This is a genomic window from Caballeronia sp. LjRoot31 (genome assembly GCF_964253885.1).
Taxonomy (GTDB): domain Bacteria; phylum Pseudomonadota; class Gammaproteobacteria; order Burkholderiales; family Burkholderiaceae; genus Caballeronia.
Window position 1 is genome coordinate 3800890 of record NZ_CAXURX020000001.1, and the last position, 20204, is coordinate 3821093.

Annotated in this window: 11 protein-coding genes; 6 read left to right on the plus strand and 5 right to left on the minus strand. The window is 58.5% G+C overall.

All coding sequences use genetic code 11. From position 1 onward, the window contains the following. The first annotated feature begins 275 nt into the window (after window positions 1-275). Window positions 276-3875 carry an indolepyruvate ferredoxin oxidoreductase family protein gene (locus ACSQ8V_RS17015; protein WP_436206400.1) on the plus strand — a complete coding sequence of 1200 codons (3600 nt, stop codon included), beginning with the start codon at window positions 276-278 and terminating at the stop codon, window positions 3873-3875. Between the two features lie 75 nt (window positions 3876-3950). On the opposite strand, the gene ACSQ8V_RS17020 is transcribed toward ACSQ8V_RS17015, so the two are convergent. From ACSQ8V_RS17020 to ACSQ8V_RS17035, 4 genes are all read right to left on the minus strand, one after another. Next, a complete protein-coding gene (locus tag ACSQ8V_RS17020) occupies window positions 3951-4577 on the minus strand; it encodes a C40 family peptidase (RefSeq protein WP_436206401.1) in 627 nt (208 codons plus the stop codon). 582 nt (window positions 4578-5159) lie between these two features. Then, window positions 5160-6479 carry an IS5 family transposase gene (locus ACSQ8V_RS17025; RefSeq protein WP_436206402.1) on the minus strand — a complete coding sequence of 440 codons (1320 nt, stop codon included), beginning with the start codon at window positions 6477-6479 and terminating at the stop codon, window positions 5160-5162. A gap of 292 nt (window positions 6480-6771) precedes the next feature. Then, entirely contained in the window at window positions 6772-10869 is a 4098-nt protein-coding gene (locus ACSQ8V_RS17030) for an ESPR-type extended signal peptide-containing protein (protein ID WP_436206403.1), read from the minus strand. A gap of 337 nt (window positions 10870-11206) precedes the next feature. After that, on the minus strand, window positions 11207-13495 hold the full coding sequence (locus ACSQ8V_RS17035; protein WP_436206404.1) for an NADP-dependent malic enzyme: 2289 nt from the start codon (window positions 13493-13495) through the stop codon (window positions 11207-11209). Window positions 13496-14002: 507 nt separating this feature from the next. On the opposite strand from ACSQ8V_RS17035, the gene ACSQ8V_RS17040 reads away from it, so the two are divergent. Then, complete coding sequence (locus tag ACSQ8V_RS17040) at window positions 14003-14689, plus strand: orotate phosphoribosyltransferase (RefSeq protein ID WP_213768753.1); 687 nt, start codon at window positions 14003-14005, stop codon at window positions 14687-14689. An 87-nt stretch (window positions 14690-14776) separates the two neighbouring features. Here ACSQ8V_RS17040 and ACSQ8V_RS17045 read toward each other — a convergent pair whose 3' ends face one another. Next, complete coding sequence (locus tag ACSQ8V_RS17045; RefSeq protein ID WP_213768752.1) at window positions 14777-15481, minus strand: response regulator; 705 nt, start codon at window positions 15479-15481, stop codon at window positions 14777-14779. 283 nt (window positions 15482-15764) lie between these two features. Between ACSQ8V_RS17045 and ACSQ8V_RS17050 the strand changes: the two genes are divergently transcribed. The 4 genes from ACSQ8V_RS17050 to ACSQ8V_RS17065 all read left to right on the plus strand — a co-directional run bounded on the left by ACSQ8V_RS17050 (window position 15765) and on the right by ACSQ8V_RS17065 (window position 20155). Beyond that, a complete protein-coding gene (locus tag ACSQ8V_RS17050) occupies window positions 15765-16406 on the plus strand; it encodes a YbhB/YbcL family Raf kinase inhibitor-like protein (RefSeq protein ID WP_436206676.1) in 642 nt (213 codons plus the stop codon). Window positions 16407-16568: 162 nt separating this feature from the next. Then, on the plus strand, window positions 16569-17135 hold the full coding sequence (locus ACSQ8V_RS17055) for a flavodoxin family protein (RefSeq protein ID WP_213768751.1): 567 nt from the start codon (window positions 16569-16571) through the stop codon (window positions 17133-17135). A 149-nt stretch (window positions 17136-17284) separates the two neighbouring features. Further along, window positions 17285-18238, plus strand: a complete 954-nt coding sequence (gene argC, locus ACSQ8V_RS17060; RefSeq protein ID WP_436206405.1) for an N-acetyl-gamma-glutamyl-phosphate reductase — start codon at window positions 17285-17287, stop codon at window positions 18236-18238. Between the two features lie 468 nt (window positions 18239-18706). Continuing rightward, a complete protein-coding gene (locus ACSQ8V_RS17065; protein ID WP_436206406.1) occupies window positions 18707-20155 on the plus strand; it encodes a DUF2957 domain-containing protein in 1449 nt (482 codons plus the stop codon). Window positions 20156-20204 lie beyond the last annotated feature (49 nt).

The following is a 20204-nucleotide window of genomic DNA, read 5'->3' on the forward strand; positions in this document are numbered from 1 at the left end:
ATTCGTGTTCTTCCTACCGGCAAAGCCGACGCGAATGTGCATCGATCGCGGGTTTGAATGCTCTCGACGCGAGCGGTTCCCCGCCGCTCCCGAAATCCGGCCGTTTTTACACGTCGTAACACCTGTGCAATGTTGAAATTACTTTTCAGCGGGTTTTTACCAGTGCTGAAAAAAAATCAAAACGGGCACACTCAAAATCCCGGCCGACGCATCCACAAGACGCGAAGGCCCTAAAGTGCTTTGGCGATCCCAAACGTTGGCGGAGAGACCCCACAATGAATGCCCCCCTGGACGCGGAACAACAAGCTTCCCTAGAAGCCGCGCTAAATTCCGTCACGCTCGACGACAAATACACCCTGGAACGCGGTCGCGCGTACATGAGCGGCATACAGGCGCTGGTTCGGCTGCCGATGCTGCAACAACAGCGCGACCATGCCGCGGGACTCAATACCGCCGGTTTCATTTCCGGTTATCGCGGTTCTCCGCTCGGCGCACTCGATCAACATCTGTGGAAAGCGAAGAAACACCTCGCTTCGCGTCAGGTCGTGTTCCAGCCCGGCGTGAATGAAGACCTCGCGGCGACCGCCGTGTGGGGCTCGCAACAGGTCAATCTTTATCCGAGCGCCAAATACGACGGCGTGTTCTCGATGTGGTATGGCAAAGGGCCGGGCGTCGACAGAACCGGCGATGTGTTCAAGCATGGCAATTCAGCGGGTTCATCGGCGCATGGCGGTGTGCTCGTGCTCGCCGGCGACGACCACGCCGCCAAATCGTCCACGCTTGCGCACCAGTCGGAACACATTTTCAAGGCGTGCGGGCTGCCGGTGCTGTTTCCATCGAATGTGCAGGAATATCTGGACTTCGGCCTGCATGGCTGGGCAATGAGCCGTTATTCCGGCCTCTGGGTCGCGATGAAATGCGTGACCGATGTGGTGGAATCGTCGGCTTCTGTCGATATCGATCCGCATCGTACGCAAATTGTCCTGCCAACCGATTTCGCGATGCCCGATGGCGGCCTCAACATTCGGTGGCCCGACCCGCCCTTGGTTCAGGAAGCACGGCTGCTCGACTACAAGTGGTACGCCGCGCTCGCCTACGTGCGCGCGAACAAGCTGGATCGGATCGAAATTGAATCGCCGCATGCGCGCTTCGGGATCATGACCGCCGGCAAGGCGTATCTCGATGTGCGCCAGGCTTTATCAGACCTCGGTCTCGACGATGAAACCTGCGCGCGCATCGGCATTCGTTTGTACAAGGTCGGTTGCGTGTGGCCGCTCGAAGCGCAGGGCGCGCATGCATTTGCGCATGGGCTGCAGGAGATTCTGGTCGTCGAAGAAAAACGCCAGATCCTGGAGTACGCGATCAAGGAGGAGCTTTATAACTGGCCCGATGCACAACGCCCGCGCGTTTTCGGCAAGTTCGACGAGAAGGATGGCGCGGGCGGCGAATGGTCCGTGCCGATGGGCAACTGGCTGCTACCGGCGCACTACGAGTTGTCGCCGGCGATTATCGCGAAGGCGATTGCCACGCGGCTCGACAAGTTCGATCTTCCCGCCGATGTCCGCGCGCGCATCGCGACGCGTATCGCGGTGATTGAAGCGAAGGAAAGAGCGCTGGCGCGGCCGCGCGTTGAAGCGGAGCGCAAGCCGTGGTTCTGCTCGGGCTGTCCGCACAATACATCGACGAATGTGCCCGAAGGTTCGCGCGCGCTTGCCGGTATCGGTTGCCATTACATGACCGTGTGGATGGACCGCAGCACGAGCACGTTCAGCCAGATGGGCGGTGAAGGCGTGGCGTGGATCGGCCAGGCGCCGTTCACCAACGACAAACACGTGTTCGCCAATCTCGGCGATGGCACGTATTTCCACTCCGGGCTGCTCGCGATCCGCGCGGCGATCGCGTCGAAGACGAACATCACGTACAAGATCCTCTACAACGACGCCGTGGCCATGACCGGTGGTCAGCCTGTAGACGGCGTGCTCACCGTGCCGCAAATCACGCATCAGCTCGCGGCCGAAGGCGCGACGAAGATCGTGATCGTCACCGATGAACCCGAAAAATATCAGGCGAATGTGGGGCTGGCGCCGGGTATCGATGTTTTTCATCGCGAGAAGCTCGATGAAGTCCAGCGCGCCTTGCGTGAGATTGCCGGTACCACGATCCTGATTTACGACCAGACCTGCGCAACGGAAAAGCGTCGGCGCAGGAAACGCGGCGCGTACCCCGATCCGGCGAAGCGCGTGGTCATCAACGAAGCCGTCTGCGAAGGTTGTGGCGATTGCTCGGTGAAATCGAATTGCCTGTCGGTCGAACCACTCGACACTGAATACGGCACGAAACGCCAGATCAACCAGTCGACCTGCAACAAGGACTACTCGTGCGTGAACGGATTCTGCCCGAGCTTCGTCACGGTTGAAGGCGGACAACTTCGCAAGCCGAAGGTATCGAGTATTTCCGGCGATGCAATGCCGCCTGTTCCCACGCCCGAGCTACCGCTGATCGACCGGCCATACGGCATTTTGGTCACCGGCGTCGGCGGTACAGGCGTTGTGACGATCGGCGCGTTGCTCGGCATGGCGTCGCATCTGGAACAAAAAGGCGTAACCGTCCTCGATGTCACCGGCCTCGCGCAAAAAGGCGGCGCCGTGATGAGCCACGTGCAGATCGCCACGCATCCCGGCGATATCCACGCCACACGCATCGCGATGGGCGAAGCAGATCTGGTGATTGGTTGCGATCCTATCGTGACAGCCAGCGACGAATGCGGCTCGCGGATGCAACCCGGCCACACGCGCGTGGTGGTGAACAGCGCTGAAACGCCGACCGCTGAGTTCATCAAGAACCCCAACTGGCGTTTCCCCGGCGCGAGCGCGGAAGCGGATATCCGCACAGCCGCTGGCGAACACGTTGCGCTCGTCGATGCAAATCGCTTCGCCGTCGCTCTACTCGGCGATGCCATCTACACCAATCCGTTCGTGCTGGGTTTTGCGTGGCAACGCGGCTGGGTGCCGTTACGACATGAATCGTTGGTTCGCGCGATTGAATTGAATGCAGTGCAGGTCGAAAAGAATCTCGCGGCGTTCGAATGGGGTCGCCACGCCGCTCACGATCTCGAGGGCGTCACGCGGCTTGTCGGCGCGCAAGGTCGTGGCGGGATATCGTCGGGATCGGAAGGCGGCAGCAAGATCATCTCGCTGCATACGCCGAAGGCGCTGGACACGCTGATTGAAAAGCGCATCACCTATCTCACCGACTACCAGAACGAAGCGTACGCCGCGCGTTACGCTCAGCTCGTGGCCGAAGTGCGTAAGGCGGAAGCCTTAATCGGTCTGGGCGATGGCCAGTACGCATTGACTGAAGCCGTTGCTAAAAATCTGCACAAACTGATGGCGTACAAGGACGAATACGAAGTCGCGCGTCTTTATGCCGATCCGGCGTTCGTGGAACGGTTGAAGGGAAGCTTCGAAGGTGACTGGAAAGTGAAATTCCACCTCGCGCCACCCATGCTCTCAAAGAAGGACGCGCACGGGCATCTGATCAAGAAACAATATGGCCCGTGGGTCTTATCCGCCATGAAGGTTTTAGCGAAGATGAAGTTCCTGCGCGGTACGTCGTTCGATATCTTCGGCAAGACTGAAGAGCGGAAGATGGAACGGGCGTTGATTGCGGATTACGAGGCGCTGGTGAAGGAGTTGATCGGTGGATTGACAGCGGAGAAGTTGCCGCTGGCGATAGAACTCGCAAGCCTGCCCGATTCGATGCGCGGTTACGGTCACGTGAAAGATAACAACGTGAACGCAGCTCGTATCAAATGGAATGCGCTGCTCGCGCGGTGGCGTACGCCGGCAGGTGGCGAAGCCCGACAAGTAGCATAGGTTTTTAGCGCAACGCACGAAAAAAACAAAACGCCCGATGACAACATCGGGCGTTTTGTCTTATCAGGCTGCAAGTCATGCAACCATGCGTCGTGCGCCATAGTATCGCGATGTCCAATAAGCACTTCTCATCGATTCGATACGAATGAACGCACCTGTCTTCGGCGCGTGAATAAACTGATGCTCACCGACATAAATGCCAACGTGAGTCGCTTCACCGCGAGGCGTATTGAAAAATACGAGATCGCCAGGATGCAAATCCGTCTGCGCAATCGGCTTGCCTTTCCTGCTGATTTGCGCCGATAGCCGCGGCAATAATATACCTGCAGCCTTCTCGTAGACGTAACGCACGAAGCCACTGCAATCGAGCCCTTCCTCGGGCGTATTGCCGCCCCACAGGTAACGGATGCCGATCATCGTTTCCGCCTCTTCCAGAACGCCTGAAACCCTGTCCCCGTTACCAACCGAATTCCTGGCTAGTTCCTGAGTTTTCCGGGCCGCGTCCTGAAGCGAGACTGGATCATAATTCAACACAGCGCCATCGAGTGAAGCAGGTTCGCCCGCTTCAATGACGCCCGTCACTGTGTGTTTGCTGGCATCCACGTCAGGCGTCTCTGCGTGTACCGACGCCGACGCGCTCGCGAACACAAATGCGCTGAACGCCGTTGCCAGCATATTATTCAGCCGAGTTTTGAACGACAAAGTTCTGGTGCTTTCGCTCGTACCATATCGCCGGGAATTGTGAGCGATATCCAGATTAAGTTCATCCCACATCATCGTAGCGCCCACATTCTTAAATCCGTCGGGCCAGCCGTCTTTAACGGACCGGCCAAAGGAATAGCCTTGTTTCGCTCAAACAATCTATAACCACCGACTTCTTTTTGACCAACGACGTCACGCTTTACAGCGACTTCGCTCAGTATCGATTTATATTGCCTCTTCATAATTGATACGCATTCCTAATATATTGCTTGATTTTTTAAACTACAGCGGATTCAACATATTTTGGAAACCGCACCGAATTGTGGCTAATACGCCGATCCGCAGAATACGGAGAACTGTGCGTCCAGCAGGGACTGGGCAATCAATATCTGACCGATAGCGGAACTGAAGGCGAGACACGGGACACTGGCATGTCTCGCTTTGTCACAATCTCGCTTCAGAGGCTATTTTATTGGGACTTCATGGGAATACTGATAGGCGCGCTCCTAAATCAGATAGTGCCATCGAATACGATCTATTGAGTCGGCCCTGAACAATTGATTTTGCTCGCTGCGAGTTGAGTCACGATAGGGACTTGCAAGCGAGTGTGTTCAACAACAAGGCCAGCATAAGGGCGTAAAAAAACCGCAGCTTCCTGAGGATCATGCGCAGGTTGTGGCCGGCACCGCACAGTACCGCGTGCATCGCATCGCCCAACGCGCCTTTGAGCCAATTACGATCGAGTTTGCCATCCGCTTTCATGTGACCGATGGCCGGCTCGATCGCGCTACGCCGCCGGATCATCGCCCGTAGCCCACGCGTGATGCCACGCCTCAAACCAGGGTGGTAAATCTTTACGCCGTCGAGCGCGACGCCCTTGTAACCCCGATCCACAATCGCCACTTCCGGACTGACATCGCTAAGGATTGCCGCCTGCTCCAAAGCCTCAGCCAGCGTGTGCCCATCGTACGGATTGCCGGGCATTGAGCGCGCGCCGACTACCAGCCCTTCCTTGTGAGTCGTTGTGATCGATACCTTCACGCCAAATTCATATGGTATGCGAACCTTTCCTTTGGCCAGGCACTCGACTTCCGGTGCGTGCAGCGCGTACAGCTTGTTCTTGTCCTTGGGCTTCTGCGACAGAATCCGCTTCGTACGGGCAATCAGTTCCAGCAGCGCAGTGCGAACCGAGTCCGACGCTCGGTCGACTTGCCGTTCGACATCGCGCATCACCCGGCCCACACGCGAGCGCAGCGTACGCAACGTCTTTCTCATGCGCTTGTACTGCTTGGCGTGCGCGTAGCAGCCAATTTGCAGTGCCAGGCGTGGCGCCTCGCGGTTGTAGTTCTGTCTGAGCTTGAGTCCGTGGCGCGCGGCGGCTTTGACCAGATGTTCACGGCACCGCTCGAGCAAGCGTGAATCGGTTGGATGGGCAATTGCCTTGGGCATCACCGTCGTGTCGACGATCACGCGCTTCACGCTCGACGCTTTGATCACGCCTGCACGTTTGGCCGCTTCGATCGTCGCCGCCAACAGTTCTTCAACACCTGCTTCACCAAGGCGCTTGCGCCAGCGTGTCAGGCTCGAAGGATCGATCGGCGGCTCGGTTTGCAGGAACGTCTCGCCAGTGAAGACTTGCCAATAGGGGTTCTCGACCCATTGCCACACGACGTCCTCATCAGACAGGTCAAATGCATGTTGCAGATAGAGCAGGCCCGCGATCAAGCGCGGTGATGTCGCGGGTCGTCCGGCACTGGACACGAAGCTCTCACTCATCGCTGTGCCTAGTCGCTCCCAATCGATCAAGCCGGCCAAGCGCACCAAGGGATGCTTCAAATTGATCTGCTCAAGCAGCGGTTGGCGGAAGAAATCTCGCTCTGTCACACGTGCTTTCGGACCCATTCGGACCTCGCCAGAATTTGCAGGGTTTCGTGCATTAATATGCCCGTCTCCTGCAATTCCAGCAATCCGGTTTCGCCCTTAAACGCCCGTCAGTAAAGGCTTTGGCGATTGTTCAAGGCCGACTATTGAACTTCGGCCCTGCGGTGGCGTCCGCGGCCTGGATGAGCACGCACGCCTGCGTCATGGTTCGGCGTGACCGATATTGATCGTTTCTGAAATGCTTCATGCAAATAAAAAAGGCGATCCGAACATCCGGATCGCCTTCCATTGTTGCCCTACAACCAGCTCAAACTCAGAACTCGTAGCCCACCTGAGCCCGCGCGCCTGTATCGCCATGAGGCGTTACCGACAACGCGCCGTTGATCAACCACGCGCCATCACGCGACCGATACGTTGCGCCCGCACCCACTGCGCCATAGCCCTTGTAGTTAGCCACACCCACGGCTACCACGGTCTTGCCCGGCTCGCGCGGCGAAAGGCTAGGCATGGCCATGGCTGAAGCCACGCCGCCGAACGCGCTACGTTGCAACGCCGACAAACTCTGGCCCACGTCGTTACGCAACTCGTTGACCTGATTCATGTTGGCTGCGTCAGTGCCGTTTTGCCCCGGCGCCACGTTCGTGATGCGACGCTCGTTGCCAGCCGAACCCACTGACGCCGTATTGTCTTCATCAGCAACCGAGTTGGCGCCCAAAGCGACGGAATTGTTCCCCGAAGCGTGCGAATTTGCGCCAATCGCGACAGCATCGGTGCCTGTTGCGGTGGGTGCCTGGGACGCCGCGACCGACGAATTGATTGCGATAAACGGGCTTCCCGTACCGGAAATGTTGTTGACCACATTTTCAAACGTGTCAACGCGGGCATTCGTCGCGTTCAGCTGCGCCCCGTTCACGGCGTCCGTGCTGGTGGCCGAGAGCTCGCCAGCCTTCACGTTCGTCAACTGGACAGCGTTCGCATCGGTTCCGTCAGCGGCTGCGGTACCGCCCAGCGTCACCTTGTTATGCGCGTCCGAGTCATAGCTGACCGCGTTTTTAGTTGCGGCTGTAACGTCCGCGATGGCGTTCGAATTTGCGGTCGTGCGCCCATCGAGATTGGCGATTGCAGTGCCAACGTCATGCACGTCCGTTCCACCGACGCTGTAGGTTGGCGCCGTGATACCGCCATTTGCATCGACACCCGCGCCACCACCGAGAGCCGCTGCCGTCGACGCTGCCGTGTTGTACAACTGCGAGCCATTGACCGCATCGGTGCTGGCCGCGGCAACACTTCCGGCAGCTACGCCCGTGATCTTGCGCGCGCCTGAAGTGCCGGCCACGTTGACCTCGTTGCCATTCGTGTTCCCGCCGACCGAGATGACGCCGGTAGTCGCATCCTGGCTTACGTAAGCGTCGCCGCCGTTCGTAATGTTACTGATGGTCTTGTTAATGTTCGTAATGTCAGCGGTATTCTGATTCGTCTTGGCATCGACCGCGAAAAGCTGTGCGCCGTTGACCGCTTCATTGCTGGTCGCAGTCATTGCACCAGCAGCTACGCCAGAGATTGTCACGGCGCCACCGGCGGTGCTGACCAGTGCGATTTTGTCGTGCGCCGGGCTGTCGTAGTTTACCGAATCAGCGAATGCGGGGATGTTTTGCGTCGCTTCAAATAATTGCGAGCCGTTGACCGCGTCCTTGCTGGTAGCGCTGACTTCGCCATTAGCTACGTTATGGATCGCGGTACCGTTCGACCCTTTTAGCGTGACTGAATTCTGCGTGCTGTCGTCATACGCGACGAACGAGTTGGTCACGTTTCCGCTTGTGTCGACTGTTGCGCCTGCGTCCGTCAATTGCTTGAGGTTGACTGCGTCCATATCGACAGTGCCGGCCGCTACGTTATGAATCTGCGTGCCGTTCGAGCCCTTCAGTGTGACCGAATTCTGCGTGCTGTCGTCATACGCGACGAACGAGTTGGTCACGTTGCCGCTTGTGTCGACTGTTGCGCCTGCATCCGTCAATTGCTTGAGGTTGACCGCGTCCATATCGGCAGTGCCGGCCGCTACGTTATGAATCTGCGTGCCGTTCGAGCCTTTTAGCGTGACTGAGTCTTTCGCACTGCTGTCGTAGGCCACGAATGCGTTGGTCACGTTGCCGCTTGTGTCAACTGTTGCGCCTGCGTCCGTCAATTGCTTGAGGTTGACCGCGTCCATATCGGCAGTGCCGGCCGCTACGTTATGAATCTGCGTGCCGTTCGAGCCTTTCAGCGTGACCGAATCTTTCGTCGTGTCGTCGTAGGCGACGAATGCGTTCGTCACGTTTCCGCTTGTGTCGACTGTTGCGCCTGCGTCCGTCAATTGCTTGAGGTTGACTGCGTCCATATCGACGGTGCCGGCCGCTACGTTATGAATCTGCGTGCCGTTCGAGCCTTTTAGCGTGACCGAGTCTTTCGTCGTGCCGTCGTAGGCGACGAACGCATTTGTCACTGCGCCAGTCGAGTCCACGATCGCGCCCGCATCCGTCAACTGCTTCACGTTCACTGCGTCTTTGTCGGCCGTGCCGGCAGCGACGTTGTGGATCTGCGTGCCGTTCGAGCCTTTTAGCGTGACCGAATCCTTGGTCGTGCCGTCGTAAGCGACGAACGCGTTAGTCACGGCACCGGTCGAGTCCACGATCGCGCCGGCATCCGTCAACTGCTTGACGTTCACTGCGTCTTGATCAGCGGTACCCGCCGCGACCTTGTGAATCTGCGTGCCGTTCGAGCCTTTCAACGTAACGGAATCTTTCGTCGTGCCGTCGTAGGCGACGAACGCGTTAGTCACTGCGCCGGTCGAGTCCACGATCGCGCCCGCATCCGTCAACTGCTTCACGTTCACTGCGTCTTGATCAGCGGTACCCGCCGCGACCTTATGAATCTGCGTGCCGTTCGAGCCTTTCAGCGTAACCGAATCCTTCGTCGTGCCGTCGTACGCCACAAACGCGTTCGTCACTGTGCCGGTGGAGTCCACGATCGCACCCGCATCCGTCAACTGCTTCACGTTCACTGCGTCTTGATCAGCCGTGCCGGCGGCGACCTTATGAATCTGCGTGCCCGCCGTACCCTTCAGCGTTACTGAATCTTTCGCGCTGCCATCGTAGGCCACGAATGCGTTCGTTACGGAACCCGTGGAATCCACCACTGCGCCTGCGTCCGTCAATTGCTTCACATTGACTGCATCTTGCGCGTCTACGCCTGCAGCGACGTTTTTGATTTTCGTACCACCAGAGCCGCCCAGCGAAACGACGCTCTCGGTCTTGTCCGTGTAGGCGACGAACGCGTTTGTCACAACGCCCGTCGTGTCGACGATCAGGCCGGCGTCGGTCAACTGTTGAAAGTTGACGGCGTCTGTGGCCGCCGTCGCGGGAGCGAGATTATGGATCTGCGTGCCATTGCTGCCAGCGAGCGTGATCGAACTGGAAACGCCGTCGTACATGACCGCGTTCTGCAGACGCGTGTCCAGCGCGCTAATCGCCTGGCCAATGCCCTGCTCATCCGACCCATTCACTGAATACGTGGGCGTTGTTATTGATCCGTCCGAGTTGATTTCCGATGTGCCACCCAGTCCGTCCACGATATTCTGGATTTGCGACATGTTCACAGCGTCAGTCGGTTTTGTGCCATTCGATACCTGCGTAATTACACGGGTCGTACCATTGCCGCCGACTGAGAACGAATTGACCCGGTTGGCTACCGAGTTAGCACCAATTGCGACAGAATTTAACGCCTGCACTGACGCATTCGATCCGATCGCGACACCCGCTGTGGCTGCGCCCTGAGTGTTGGTGACGCTGGATTTGCTACCGATAGCCACAGACGATGGCGCCGCGCTCACCGTCCCCGAGATATTCACAGAATCGGGCGATGCCGATGTTTTGATTCCGGCATATGGGTTGAAAGAAAACGAGTTCGCCGAAGTCTGAACCGAGCCGCCAGCAGGGGCGAAAAATACCGACGCAGTCGAACCAGCGTCAATAGAAGCAACCGCCACCTGGCCGGTTGTTCCGGCCGGGACTCCTGCATTCCCCATCAAAATAGAGTTAGTCGCAGCGTTCGAAACACTTCCACCAATGCTGATCGCGCCGTCTGCCGTGCTCGCTGCCGTGTCGCCGATAGCAATCGCGTCCTTGGTCTTGCTCGTCGCCGTCGCGCCTGAACCGATCGCGATGTCAGTTGCATTCGTTGCAGTAGCTGCGCCGTTGCCGGTATAAGACGTTCCGTTTCCACCAGCGATCGCCACACCCGCAGCACTCAACCCCACCGCCAGCAACACCGCCCGCGCCACCTTCCCACCGCCCTTCCCGCGCCCGCGACACAATTCCGACGCCGCGACCCAAGCACCGAGAGCCTCGCTCCAAACTGATTTAAAAACCTTGTTCATACTGAATACCTGCAAAGAGTTGTGCGGAATATGTCTGACGCGAAACAAATCTGCGAAACAATTTGTCTTGGCGAACAGGTAAGTGAAACGATCCGCGACTCTACTCAGCACAACTTGGCATTCGAATCAGATTTGTCTGAATAACAAAGGCATCGTTGTATGCACCACACCCTTTCTATCTCTTTAAAAATTCACCAAGCGCCGTTAGCGCATTTGCGCTAGATGTGGCGGGGACATGCGCAAAAAAAAAGCGGCGACCGATATCCTCGGTCACCGCTTCGTCCACGCCTCAGTCAACCGTCATCCAATAGTCAGGATGACGGATTAATTCATCTGCTTACGCCTCGTTGCTTACCGCCTTCACTCGCGCGTTCGCCGACGCCACCGCCGTCATGTTGATGATCCGCCGCACGGTCGCCGCCGGCGTGAGAATGTGCACCGGCTTGTCCGCGCCCAACAGGAACGGCCCAACCGTCACGCCTTCACCGCTCACCATCTTGAGCAGGTTGTACGTGATATTCGCCGCTTCCACGTTCGGCATGATCAGCAGATTGGCCTCGCCCGTCAGCTTCGACGCCGGGAACGCAGCCTTGCGCACGACCTCCGACAAGGCTGCATCGCCGTGCATTTCGCCCTCCACTTCCAGATCCGGCGCACGCTCGGCGATCAGCTTTCGAGCCTCGGCCATGCGCTTCGATGAAGCCGTCGGCACGCTGCCGAAGTTCGAGTTCGACAGCAACGCGACCTTCGGCGCGATCCCGAATTTCTCGATTTCGCGCGCCGCCAGAATGGTCATATCGGCGAGTTGGGTGGGCGTTGGGATCTCGTTGACATAGGTATCGCTGATGAAGAGATTGCGTCCCTGCAGCATCAGCAGATTCATCGCGGCGAAGTTCTCCACCCCTTCCGCCTTGCCCAACACCTGCCCAATGAATTTGAGATGGTCGTGATACGTGTCGATCATGCCGCAGATCATGCCGTCGGCATCGCCGAGACGCACCAGCAGCGCGCCAATCAATGTGTTGAACTTGCGCAGCGCGGCCTTTGCGTTGTCCGGCGTCACGCCCTCGCGTGCAGCGATGGTGTGATATTCCTGCCAGCACTTCTGGTAACGCGGATCGTCTTCCGGATTCACGATCTCGAAATCGGTGCCGGGCTTCAGCTTCGAGCCCATCTTCTGCAAGCGCATTTCCACCACCGCCGGCCGCCCGATGATGATCGGCTTCGCGATCTTCTCCAGCAGCACGAATTGCGCAGCGCGCAGCACGCGCTCGTCCTCACCTTCGGCGAACACAATGCGCGCGGGCGCCGACTTGGCCGCCGCGAACACCGGCCGCATCACCATGCCCGTGCGATAAACCGTCGTGCCCAGCTCTTCGCGATACGCGTCCATGTCATGGATCGGACGCGTCGCCACGCCCGAATCCATCGCGGCTTGAGCAACAGCCGGCGCAATCTTGATGATGAGACGCGGATCAAATGGCTTCGGAATCAGGTAGTCCGGGCCAAATTCGAGCGAATGGCCTTCGTACGCCTTGGCAACTTCATCGCCTTGATCGGTCTCTTCGGCCAATTCCGCGATCGCGCGCACGCACGCGAGCTTCATCTCTTCGGTGATCGTGGTCGCGCCCACATCCAGCGCGCCGCGGAAGATGAACGGGAAGCACAGCACGTTGTTGACCTGGTTCGGGTAGTCCGACCGGCCAGTGGCAATAATCGCGTCCGGGCGCACCTTCTTCGCTTCCTCCGGACGGATTTCCGGCTCGGGATTGGCAAGCGCGAGGATCAGCGGCTGCGTGCCCATGACCTTGACCATTTCCGGCTTGAGCACGCCGGCGCTCGAACAGCCGAGGAATACGTCGGCTTTGTCGATGGCATCGGCGAGCGTGCGGTCCGTCGTATTCGCGGCGTACCGTTCCTTCGATGGATCCAGGTTGCCGCGTCCTTCGTAGATCACGCCTTTCGAATCGCAGACCAGGATGTTCGACTTCTTGAGCCCGAGGTGGACGAGCAAATCGAGACACGCGATAGCCGCAGCGCCCGCGCCGGAACAGACCAGCTTCACTTCGTCCAGCTTCTTGCCGACCACTTTCAAGCCGTTGAGAATCGCCGCCGATGCAATGATCGCCGTGCCGTGCTGGTCGTCGTGGAAGACCGGGATCTTCATGCGCTCGCGCAGCTTCTTCTCGATGTAGAAGCACTCTGGCGCCTTGATGTCTTCCAGGTTGATGCCGCCGAGCGTGGGTTCGAGCATGGCGATGGCATCGACCAGCTTGTCCGGATCGGTCTCGGCGAGCTCGATATCGAACACGTCGATGCCCGCAAATTTCTTGAAGAGACAGCCCTTGCCTTCCATCACCGGCTTGGCGGCGAGCGGTCCGATGTTGCCGAGACCGAGCACAGCCGTGCCGTTGGTCACCACGCCGACCAGGTTGCCGCGCGAGGTGTATTTCTGGGCGTCGAGCGGGTCGTCGAAGATTGCCATGCAGGCAGCGGCCACGCCGGGCGAGTAAGCCAGCGATAAATCCAGCTGGTTGGACAAGGGCTTGGTCGGCGTGACCGAGATCTTACCGGGCTTCGGATACTGGTGATAGGCGAGGGCGCTGAGCTTCAGTTGTTCGTCCATGATTGGCCTGAGACGTTTAGGAAAATGGGCGGAAAATGGGTGAGACGGAGGGCTAGGACACTGCGCTCGCGACGGTCAAATCTCGTTAAGGATCGAAATGGATTTTGGCCATCCGGCCGGTCTTGATGACAAGCGCGCGTGCGCCAACAGTGAACTATCTGGCCTTAGCATTTTTCGGGGATAAATAGTGTACACCGTGCGTTTAAATTGACGCGTAGCACCATTTTCGACAGAAAGAACGCTTAAGCACGCCAAAGCGCTCGCACTGATTGCTCGGCAGGTCCCCGAATAACAAGACAATTCCGGCAACGAACGGCGCTTTCACGTGTCGTCCGCGTTTCGTCCTTGCCTTGTCCGTCGGGTAAAATCCTGGCCTGTGCGCGTATCGAACGCCGTCGACATCTGCTCGACCGGACACCACCGCTGCGCCAAGTGCCTTTGGTCACCGTCGCTTGATTAGGACCAAAACGGGCTTCAGGCGCCAACTCAAAATGCAAGGATTCGCCCATGACAGGCTTCGACCGCCAGACGATCTCCGACACCACCGCCAAGATGCTGCTCGAAGTCCAGGCCGTGCATTTCAACGCGGACAAACCGTACATTTTCACGTCGGGATGGGCGAGCCCGGTTTATATCGACTGCCGCAAGCTGATCTCGTATCCGCGCGTACGACGCGCCCTGATGGAGATGGCCGAGACCACGATCCTTCGCGATATCGGCTATGAGCAGATCGACGCAGTCGCAGGCGGTGAAACGGCCGGCATCCCGTTTGCCGCCTGGCTGTCCGACCGGCTGATGGTGCCCATGCAATATGTGCGCAAGAAGCCGAAGGGTTTCGGCCGGAACGCGCAAATTGAAGGGTTGTTGACCGAAGGCCAGCGCGTACTGCTGGTGGAAGACCTGACCACCGACAGCCGCAGCAAGATCAATTTCATCAACGCGCTGCGCACGGCCGGCGCGACGGTCAATCACTGCTTCGTGCTGTTTCACTACAACATCTTCAAGGAAAGCGTCTCGGTGCTGAAAGATATCGACGTGGAATTGCACGCGCTCGCCACATGGTGGGATGTGCTGCGCGTCGCGAAGGAAGCGGGCTATTTCGAGACAAAGACGCTGGATGAAGTCGAGAAATTCCTGCATGCGCCGGCACAATGGTCGGCGGCGCACGGCGGCGTAACGGCATCACCGCAATAATCGCCTGATAGCGAATTTTCGTGTAATTAAAAAAGCCACTCGTTTTTATGAACGAGCGGCTTTTTTATGCAACAACACAAATTACAATTACGTATTCAGGGGAATAGTGTCGTCGAGATTCCCATCGCCTACATAAGCCGATAGATTCAATAATCCATTACTCTGGGCATATTGAAACAATTCAGAATCCCGTTCAATTCCAAGCTTGCGCATGGCGGTATTCTTTTGCGTACTGATCGTTTTAATACTGCGTTTCAACTGCGCGGCAATTTCAGTAATTGTCATGCCGGACACGAATAAACGCACCACTTCCAGCTCCCGCTTCGACAACACCACGTCGCGCTGCTGGCCGCTCGCCGACAAGCCCATGCTGTCGAGCGCCAGACGCACCGACGGCCCAATATATTCCTGTCCGCGCATCACGTGGACGATGGCCAGTCCGATGTGGCTCAAATCGTCAGACTTATTGATCACGGCCGTCACACCGACCTCACGCAAGCGTTTCAGGAGCGCGGGATTTTCGAGCATGGTCAGCACGACGATACGCACCGTCGGAAACTGACGCCCGATATAACCCAGCAATGGCATGCCGTCGCCATATTGGCCACCCGGCATGGCAAGGTCGGACACGACCACGTCGCAGGGCGATTTCTGCAAAAGCTGAATCAATTCCGTCGATTGGCGCGCTTGCCCAACCACCTCGATCTCGGGAAACTTCAATAGCGCCTGCGCGGCGCCAAACAGAATGACAGGATGGTCATCGGCGATAATGACTTTTATCCGTTGACCCATTATTTACCCCTCGCTCGTAAATGAACAAATCCCTCGCGCATTATAGGCAATGTGCTCTTACTCATTACATTGGCCCTTCAGCCGGGAGAGCGAAATTGCGGCTAAACCCGAAGTCACGGTGTTGACCCTTGCTGAGTCTTCTTTTGAACATTTGAAAAATTTTGTCCTTTCCCGCGATGTTAAACTTGAATCCAGCTCTAAGCCAATTTCTGAGACAAAATACATCGTTACAGTGGGTGAAACGCCAGATTTTGGCCGCGCCCGTGACCGGAGAACTTGCACCATGCGCTTGGGGATCGGGCTTGTGGTTTGTGCTGTGTACCGCGCTGTTGATTGGCGTCTCGTCAGGTTCCGAATTTTCCGCCGCGCGGCGCTGCTACCAGTTTTCTGCGTCGCGATAGTATCAAATGCATCGCGTGCGGTCGCTGAAGTTATCGCCACAGCCCCTTTCACGTTGACAAGTACGGATCTCCGCCCGAACCAGCCCGTGCAGCTCGCGCTCGTGTTCGACCAGAACGACTGCAAAGGCGGCAACCGTTCGCCGCAACTGTCATGGCGCGGCGCGCCGGCCAGCACACAAAGTTTCGCCGTCACCATCTTCGACCCGGACGCGCCTGGCCGCGGCTGGTGGCACTGGGCCGTCGCGGGCATTCCCGCGAACGTCTCACAATTACCGTCCAACGCAAGCGCCTCAGGTGTCTTACGAAAAATGGGAGCGGTGGAATCGCGCAATGACTTCGATATTGACGGTTATGCGGGCCCCTGTCCGCCGCCGGGTAAACCGCACCACTACGTCATCACGGTCTACGCGCTCAACAGCAGCGACTTGCGCCTGCGCCAAAGCAGCCCTTCGCTCATGTTCGAGCACGAAATCCGAACTACAACCATCGCCAGCGCGCAACTCGTTGTTACGTACGGGCGCTGAACGGCCTTTATGGCACGTCAGCAGGTCGAATTTGGCTTTGCTAGACTCGCCGGTGAACTATCACCGGCGTCTTTTTTTGCAGCCGGCCAAGTTATCGCGAAGATGCGTGGTTCCGGTTGTTCTTGCGCAACCCGCGGCGTTGTGTCGCATACGGGGAATGAAATGCCGAAAATCGTTATCGTTTATCACAGCGGCTACGGCCATACGAAAAAACTCGCGGAAGCCGTGCTCACCGGCACGATCGACGCCGGCGCGGACGCGAAGCTGCTTGCCGTCGGCGAGCTGGATGATGCCGGCTGGGCCGAGCTCGACGCCGCGGACGCCATCATCTTCGGTGCGCCCACGTACATGGGCGGCCCGTCAGCCGATTTCAAGAAATTCGCCGATGCCAGCTCCAAACCGTGGTTCGCGCAATCGTGGAAGGACAAGATTGCGGCCGGGTTCACCAACTCGGCGACCATGAACGGCGACAAACATTCGACCATTGCCTACTTCGTCACGCTCGCGATGCAGCACGGCATGATCTGGACCGGCACGGGCATGATGCCGTCGAACACGAAGGCGGCCACGCGCAACGACCTGAACTTCGTCGGGGGCTTTTCGGGCTTGCTGGCGCAATCGCCGGCGGATGCATCGCCTGACGAAGCCCCGCCGCCCGGCGATCTGGAGACGGCCAAAGTGTTCGGTGCAAGGATCGCGGCCGTGGCGGCGCGGTGGAACGCAAAGTAGTTTTTTCAGCGGCGGTGCAACGTTTTTTAGGCCGATCGGCTGATGTGCCCGGCAATGCCATCGCGTTGTCGCGGAAGCGCATTAAAATGGCGTTTTGACCGCGCTCGGGCACCATGCCCTCCGTGCGCGACCGACCCAGCGAGATCGAGATGACCACGAAAGTATTTGTCGACGGACAGGAAGGCACCACCGGCCTGAAGATTTTTGAATATCTGTCCGAGCGGCGTGACGTCGAGGTGTTGCGTATCGAGGAAGCGCGGCGCAAGGACGTGGAGGAACGCCGGCGGCTGATCAATGCGTCGGACGTTACGTTCCTTTGCCTGCCGGACGTCGCTTCGCGCGAATCGGTTTCGCTGGTGAACGCGGACAATCACCACACGGTGGTGATTGACGCCAGCACGGCGTTCCGCACGCATGACGACTGGGCATATGGACTTCCCGAACTCATGCCGGCGCAGCGCGAGCGTTTGCGTACGGCGAAGCGCATCGCGGTGCCGGGTTGTCACGCGTCGGCGTTCCTGCTGGCAATGAAGCCCTTGGTGGCAGGCGGTCTTGTTTCCGCCGATTTCCCCGCGCACGCGTATTCCATCACCGGGTACAGCGGTGGTGGCAAGAAAATGATCGCGGACTATGAAGCGGGCGGGAATCCGCGGCTCGACAGCCCGCGGCCTTACGCGCTAGGTCTGGCCCACAAGCATCTGCCGGAAATGGCGGTGCGCTCGGGACTGAAGCACGCGCCGGTGTTCACGCCTATTGTCGGCAACTTCCTGAAGGGCCTCGCCGTCACCACGTACTTCTCGCCGAATCAACTGTCGCGCACCGCCAAGCCGCAAGACGTGCAGGCGTTGTTTGCCGAGTACTACGCGAACGAACCGTTCGTGCGCGTGTTGCCGTTCAATGCGGACAGCAATCTCGACGACGGCTTCTTCGACGTCCAGGCTTGCAACGACACCAATCGGGTCGAGCTGTTCGTCTTCGGCAACGACGAACGGTTTGTTACCGTTGCCCGGCTGGACAACCTGGGCAAAGGTGCGTCCGGCGCGGCGATCCAGTGCATGAACTTGGCAATTGGCACCGACGAAGAATCCGGGCTCGCGCGCTAAGCCAACTATCGACTCCAGGAAAAGCTGAGCGCGCCAGGCGCTCGACCTGGCTAAAAGCCGGTTTCCGCCATTGTGCGAAACCGGCTTTTTCACACCTGCATTTTTATTCACTCGATCAGCGTCCCGGCCTGGTCTTCAAATCTCCACCTCGTAAATTCCACGCGGGTCAAACAAAACTTCCGTCGCGGTTTCATAGGGATTCTCCTAATTTATTTACGAACGTTCGTTCGTGGATGATTACGCGTTTTCGCGCTCAAACTTTCTTCGTTTCGCACTGCAACTAAAAATATTTTCTCCAATTTACCTTTTGGGAAAAATTTTGTTTCAATGCGCCGTCTGCGCCTTATCAGTCAAGGCATCACCAGAACAGTGCTGTTTGAATCGGCGTTTTAGATGTTTCAGTCGGTTGACATACGAAAAAGTGATAGCGAAATTACACGCGCAAAACTAGATAAGGGAGACCGCGTTATGCCGTATGCCATTTCGAAAGGACTCGCGCTCGCACTTGCGACCGCGCCGCTGTTTGTTGCCTGCGGCGGCAACGCCGACAACCCGGGTCCGATTAACACGCCGCAATGTTCCGGCGCGAGTTGTGGCACGCAAGGCGCGCCGGCTGTGGGCGCGGGTGCCGCGCCGTTGTGTCCGGCTAACGCGGATATTGTCTCGAGCACGTATCTGGGCGGTGCGGGCAGCGGCGAGATCGTGAGCCTGAACATCGACGCCGTGAACATGACATACACGCTGAAGTGGCTCGAATCGCCCATTCCGCTTGTCACCGGGACCATCAATCCGACCCGCAAGGGCACGACGATCGTCGGCGCAGTCGTGCATCCGCCGGCAGGCACTTTGCCCACGGCGGAGCAAACCCGTTGCGCGTTCGTGCTGACGCCAGGCGGTGGCCAGGCATCGGATGGATCGATCTACACCACCGCCGCCGCGTTCAACCAAGCGAACCCGCCGACCATCTTTATCGGCCAGGGCGTGGCCGGCGGCGGCATTCCGGGTGCGACCGTGCAGTACAGCGGGGCAACGCTGACCGCTGACGGCGTCAACCCGATCCCTGGTTTCCCGCCACTGTTCCCGGTGCCGAACCGGCACTTCGACTTCTATCCGTTCATCGGTTTCTCAACGGTGAGCACGAACGTCGCGGATCTCAAGGGCACGTATAACGCGCTGCTTTACCACCTGGTTCCATCGAATAACTACTCGACCACGACCACGCAGGCACAGGAATCCTTCGATACCGCCGGCAACTGCACGGTGCCCGTGCCGGCATCGAATACGTCTTGCCAGACGACCGGTGGCGCGTGGACGGCGAACGCGGGCGGCGCGTATTTCACCAGCGCCGTTGCACCGCAAGTGCAGGGTCAACGTTCCTCGCCGGCGTTGACGGGCCTGGGCTTCCCTGCGTTCCCGGCTGTCGCGAACGCGAACATGGTGATCGGCAAGGTCAACGGCGCCATCGTGCCAATTGTCGTGCGCACCGGTCAGGTCTTCGTGCCGTCGCCGCTCACGCCGTTGAACGCGACCGCATCACAAGTCGACGATGAATCCGGCATCGCCATGCTCGCTCCGAACACGGCGCTCGCATCGGGCGCGTTCGATGGCGGTTATGTCGGCGCGGATTCGAACTTCAAGTACACGGCGACGTTGCTGCAAGGTCCGGTCGGCTCGTTCATCAATCCATCGACGCAGGCTTCCGAGACCGGTTTCGGCATGAGCTACGCGCAGCAGTTGCCCGGCTTGATCGGCGTGCAGGACCAGAACGGCGGCCAGGGTGCGCTGATCTCGGCGGGCGGCCTGTACGGGATTTTCATTGCCGGCAGCACGGTGAACGGCGGTCTGACCTCCACATCCGCTAACGCCGATACGCCTGCAAGTCCGTACTTCGGTATCGGCGCGCTGCTTAGCAAATAAGCGCCGCCGGGCACACGGACGCCCGACAAGCACTCAAGACCAGGGCAAC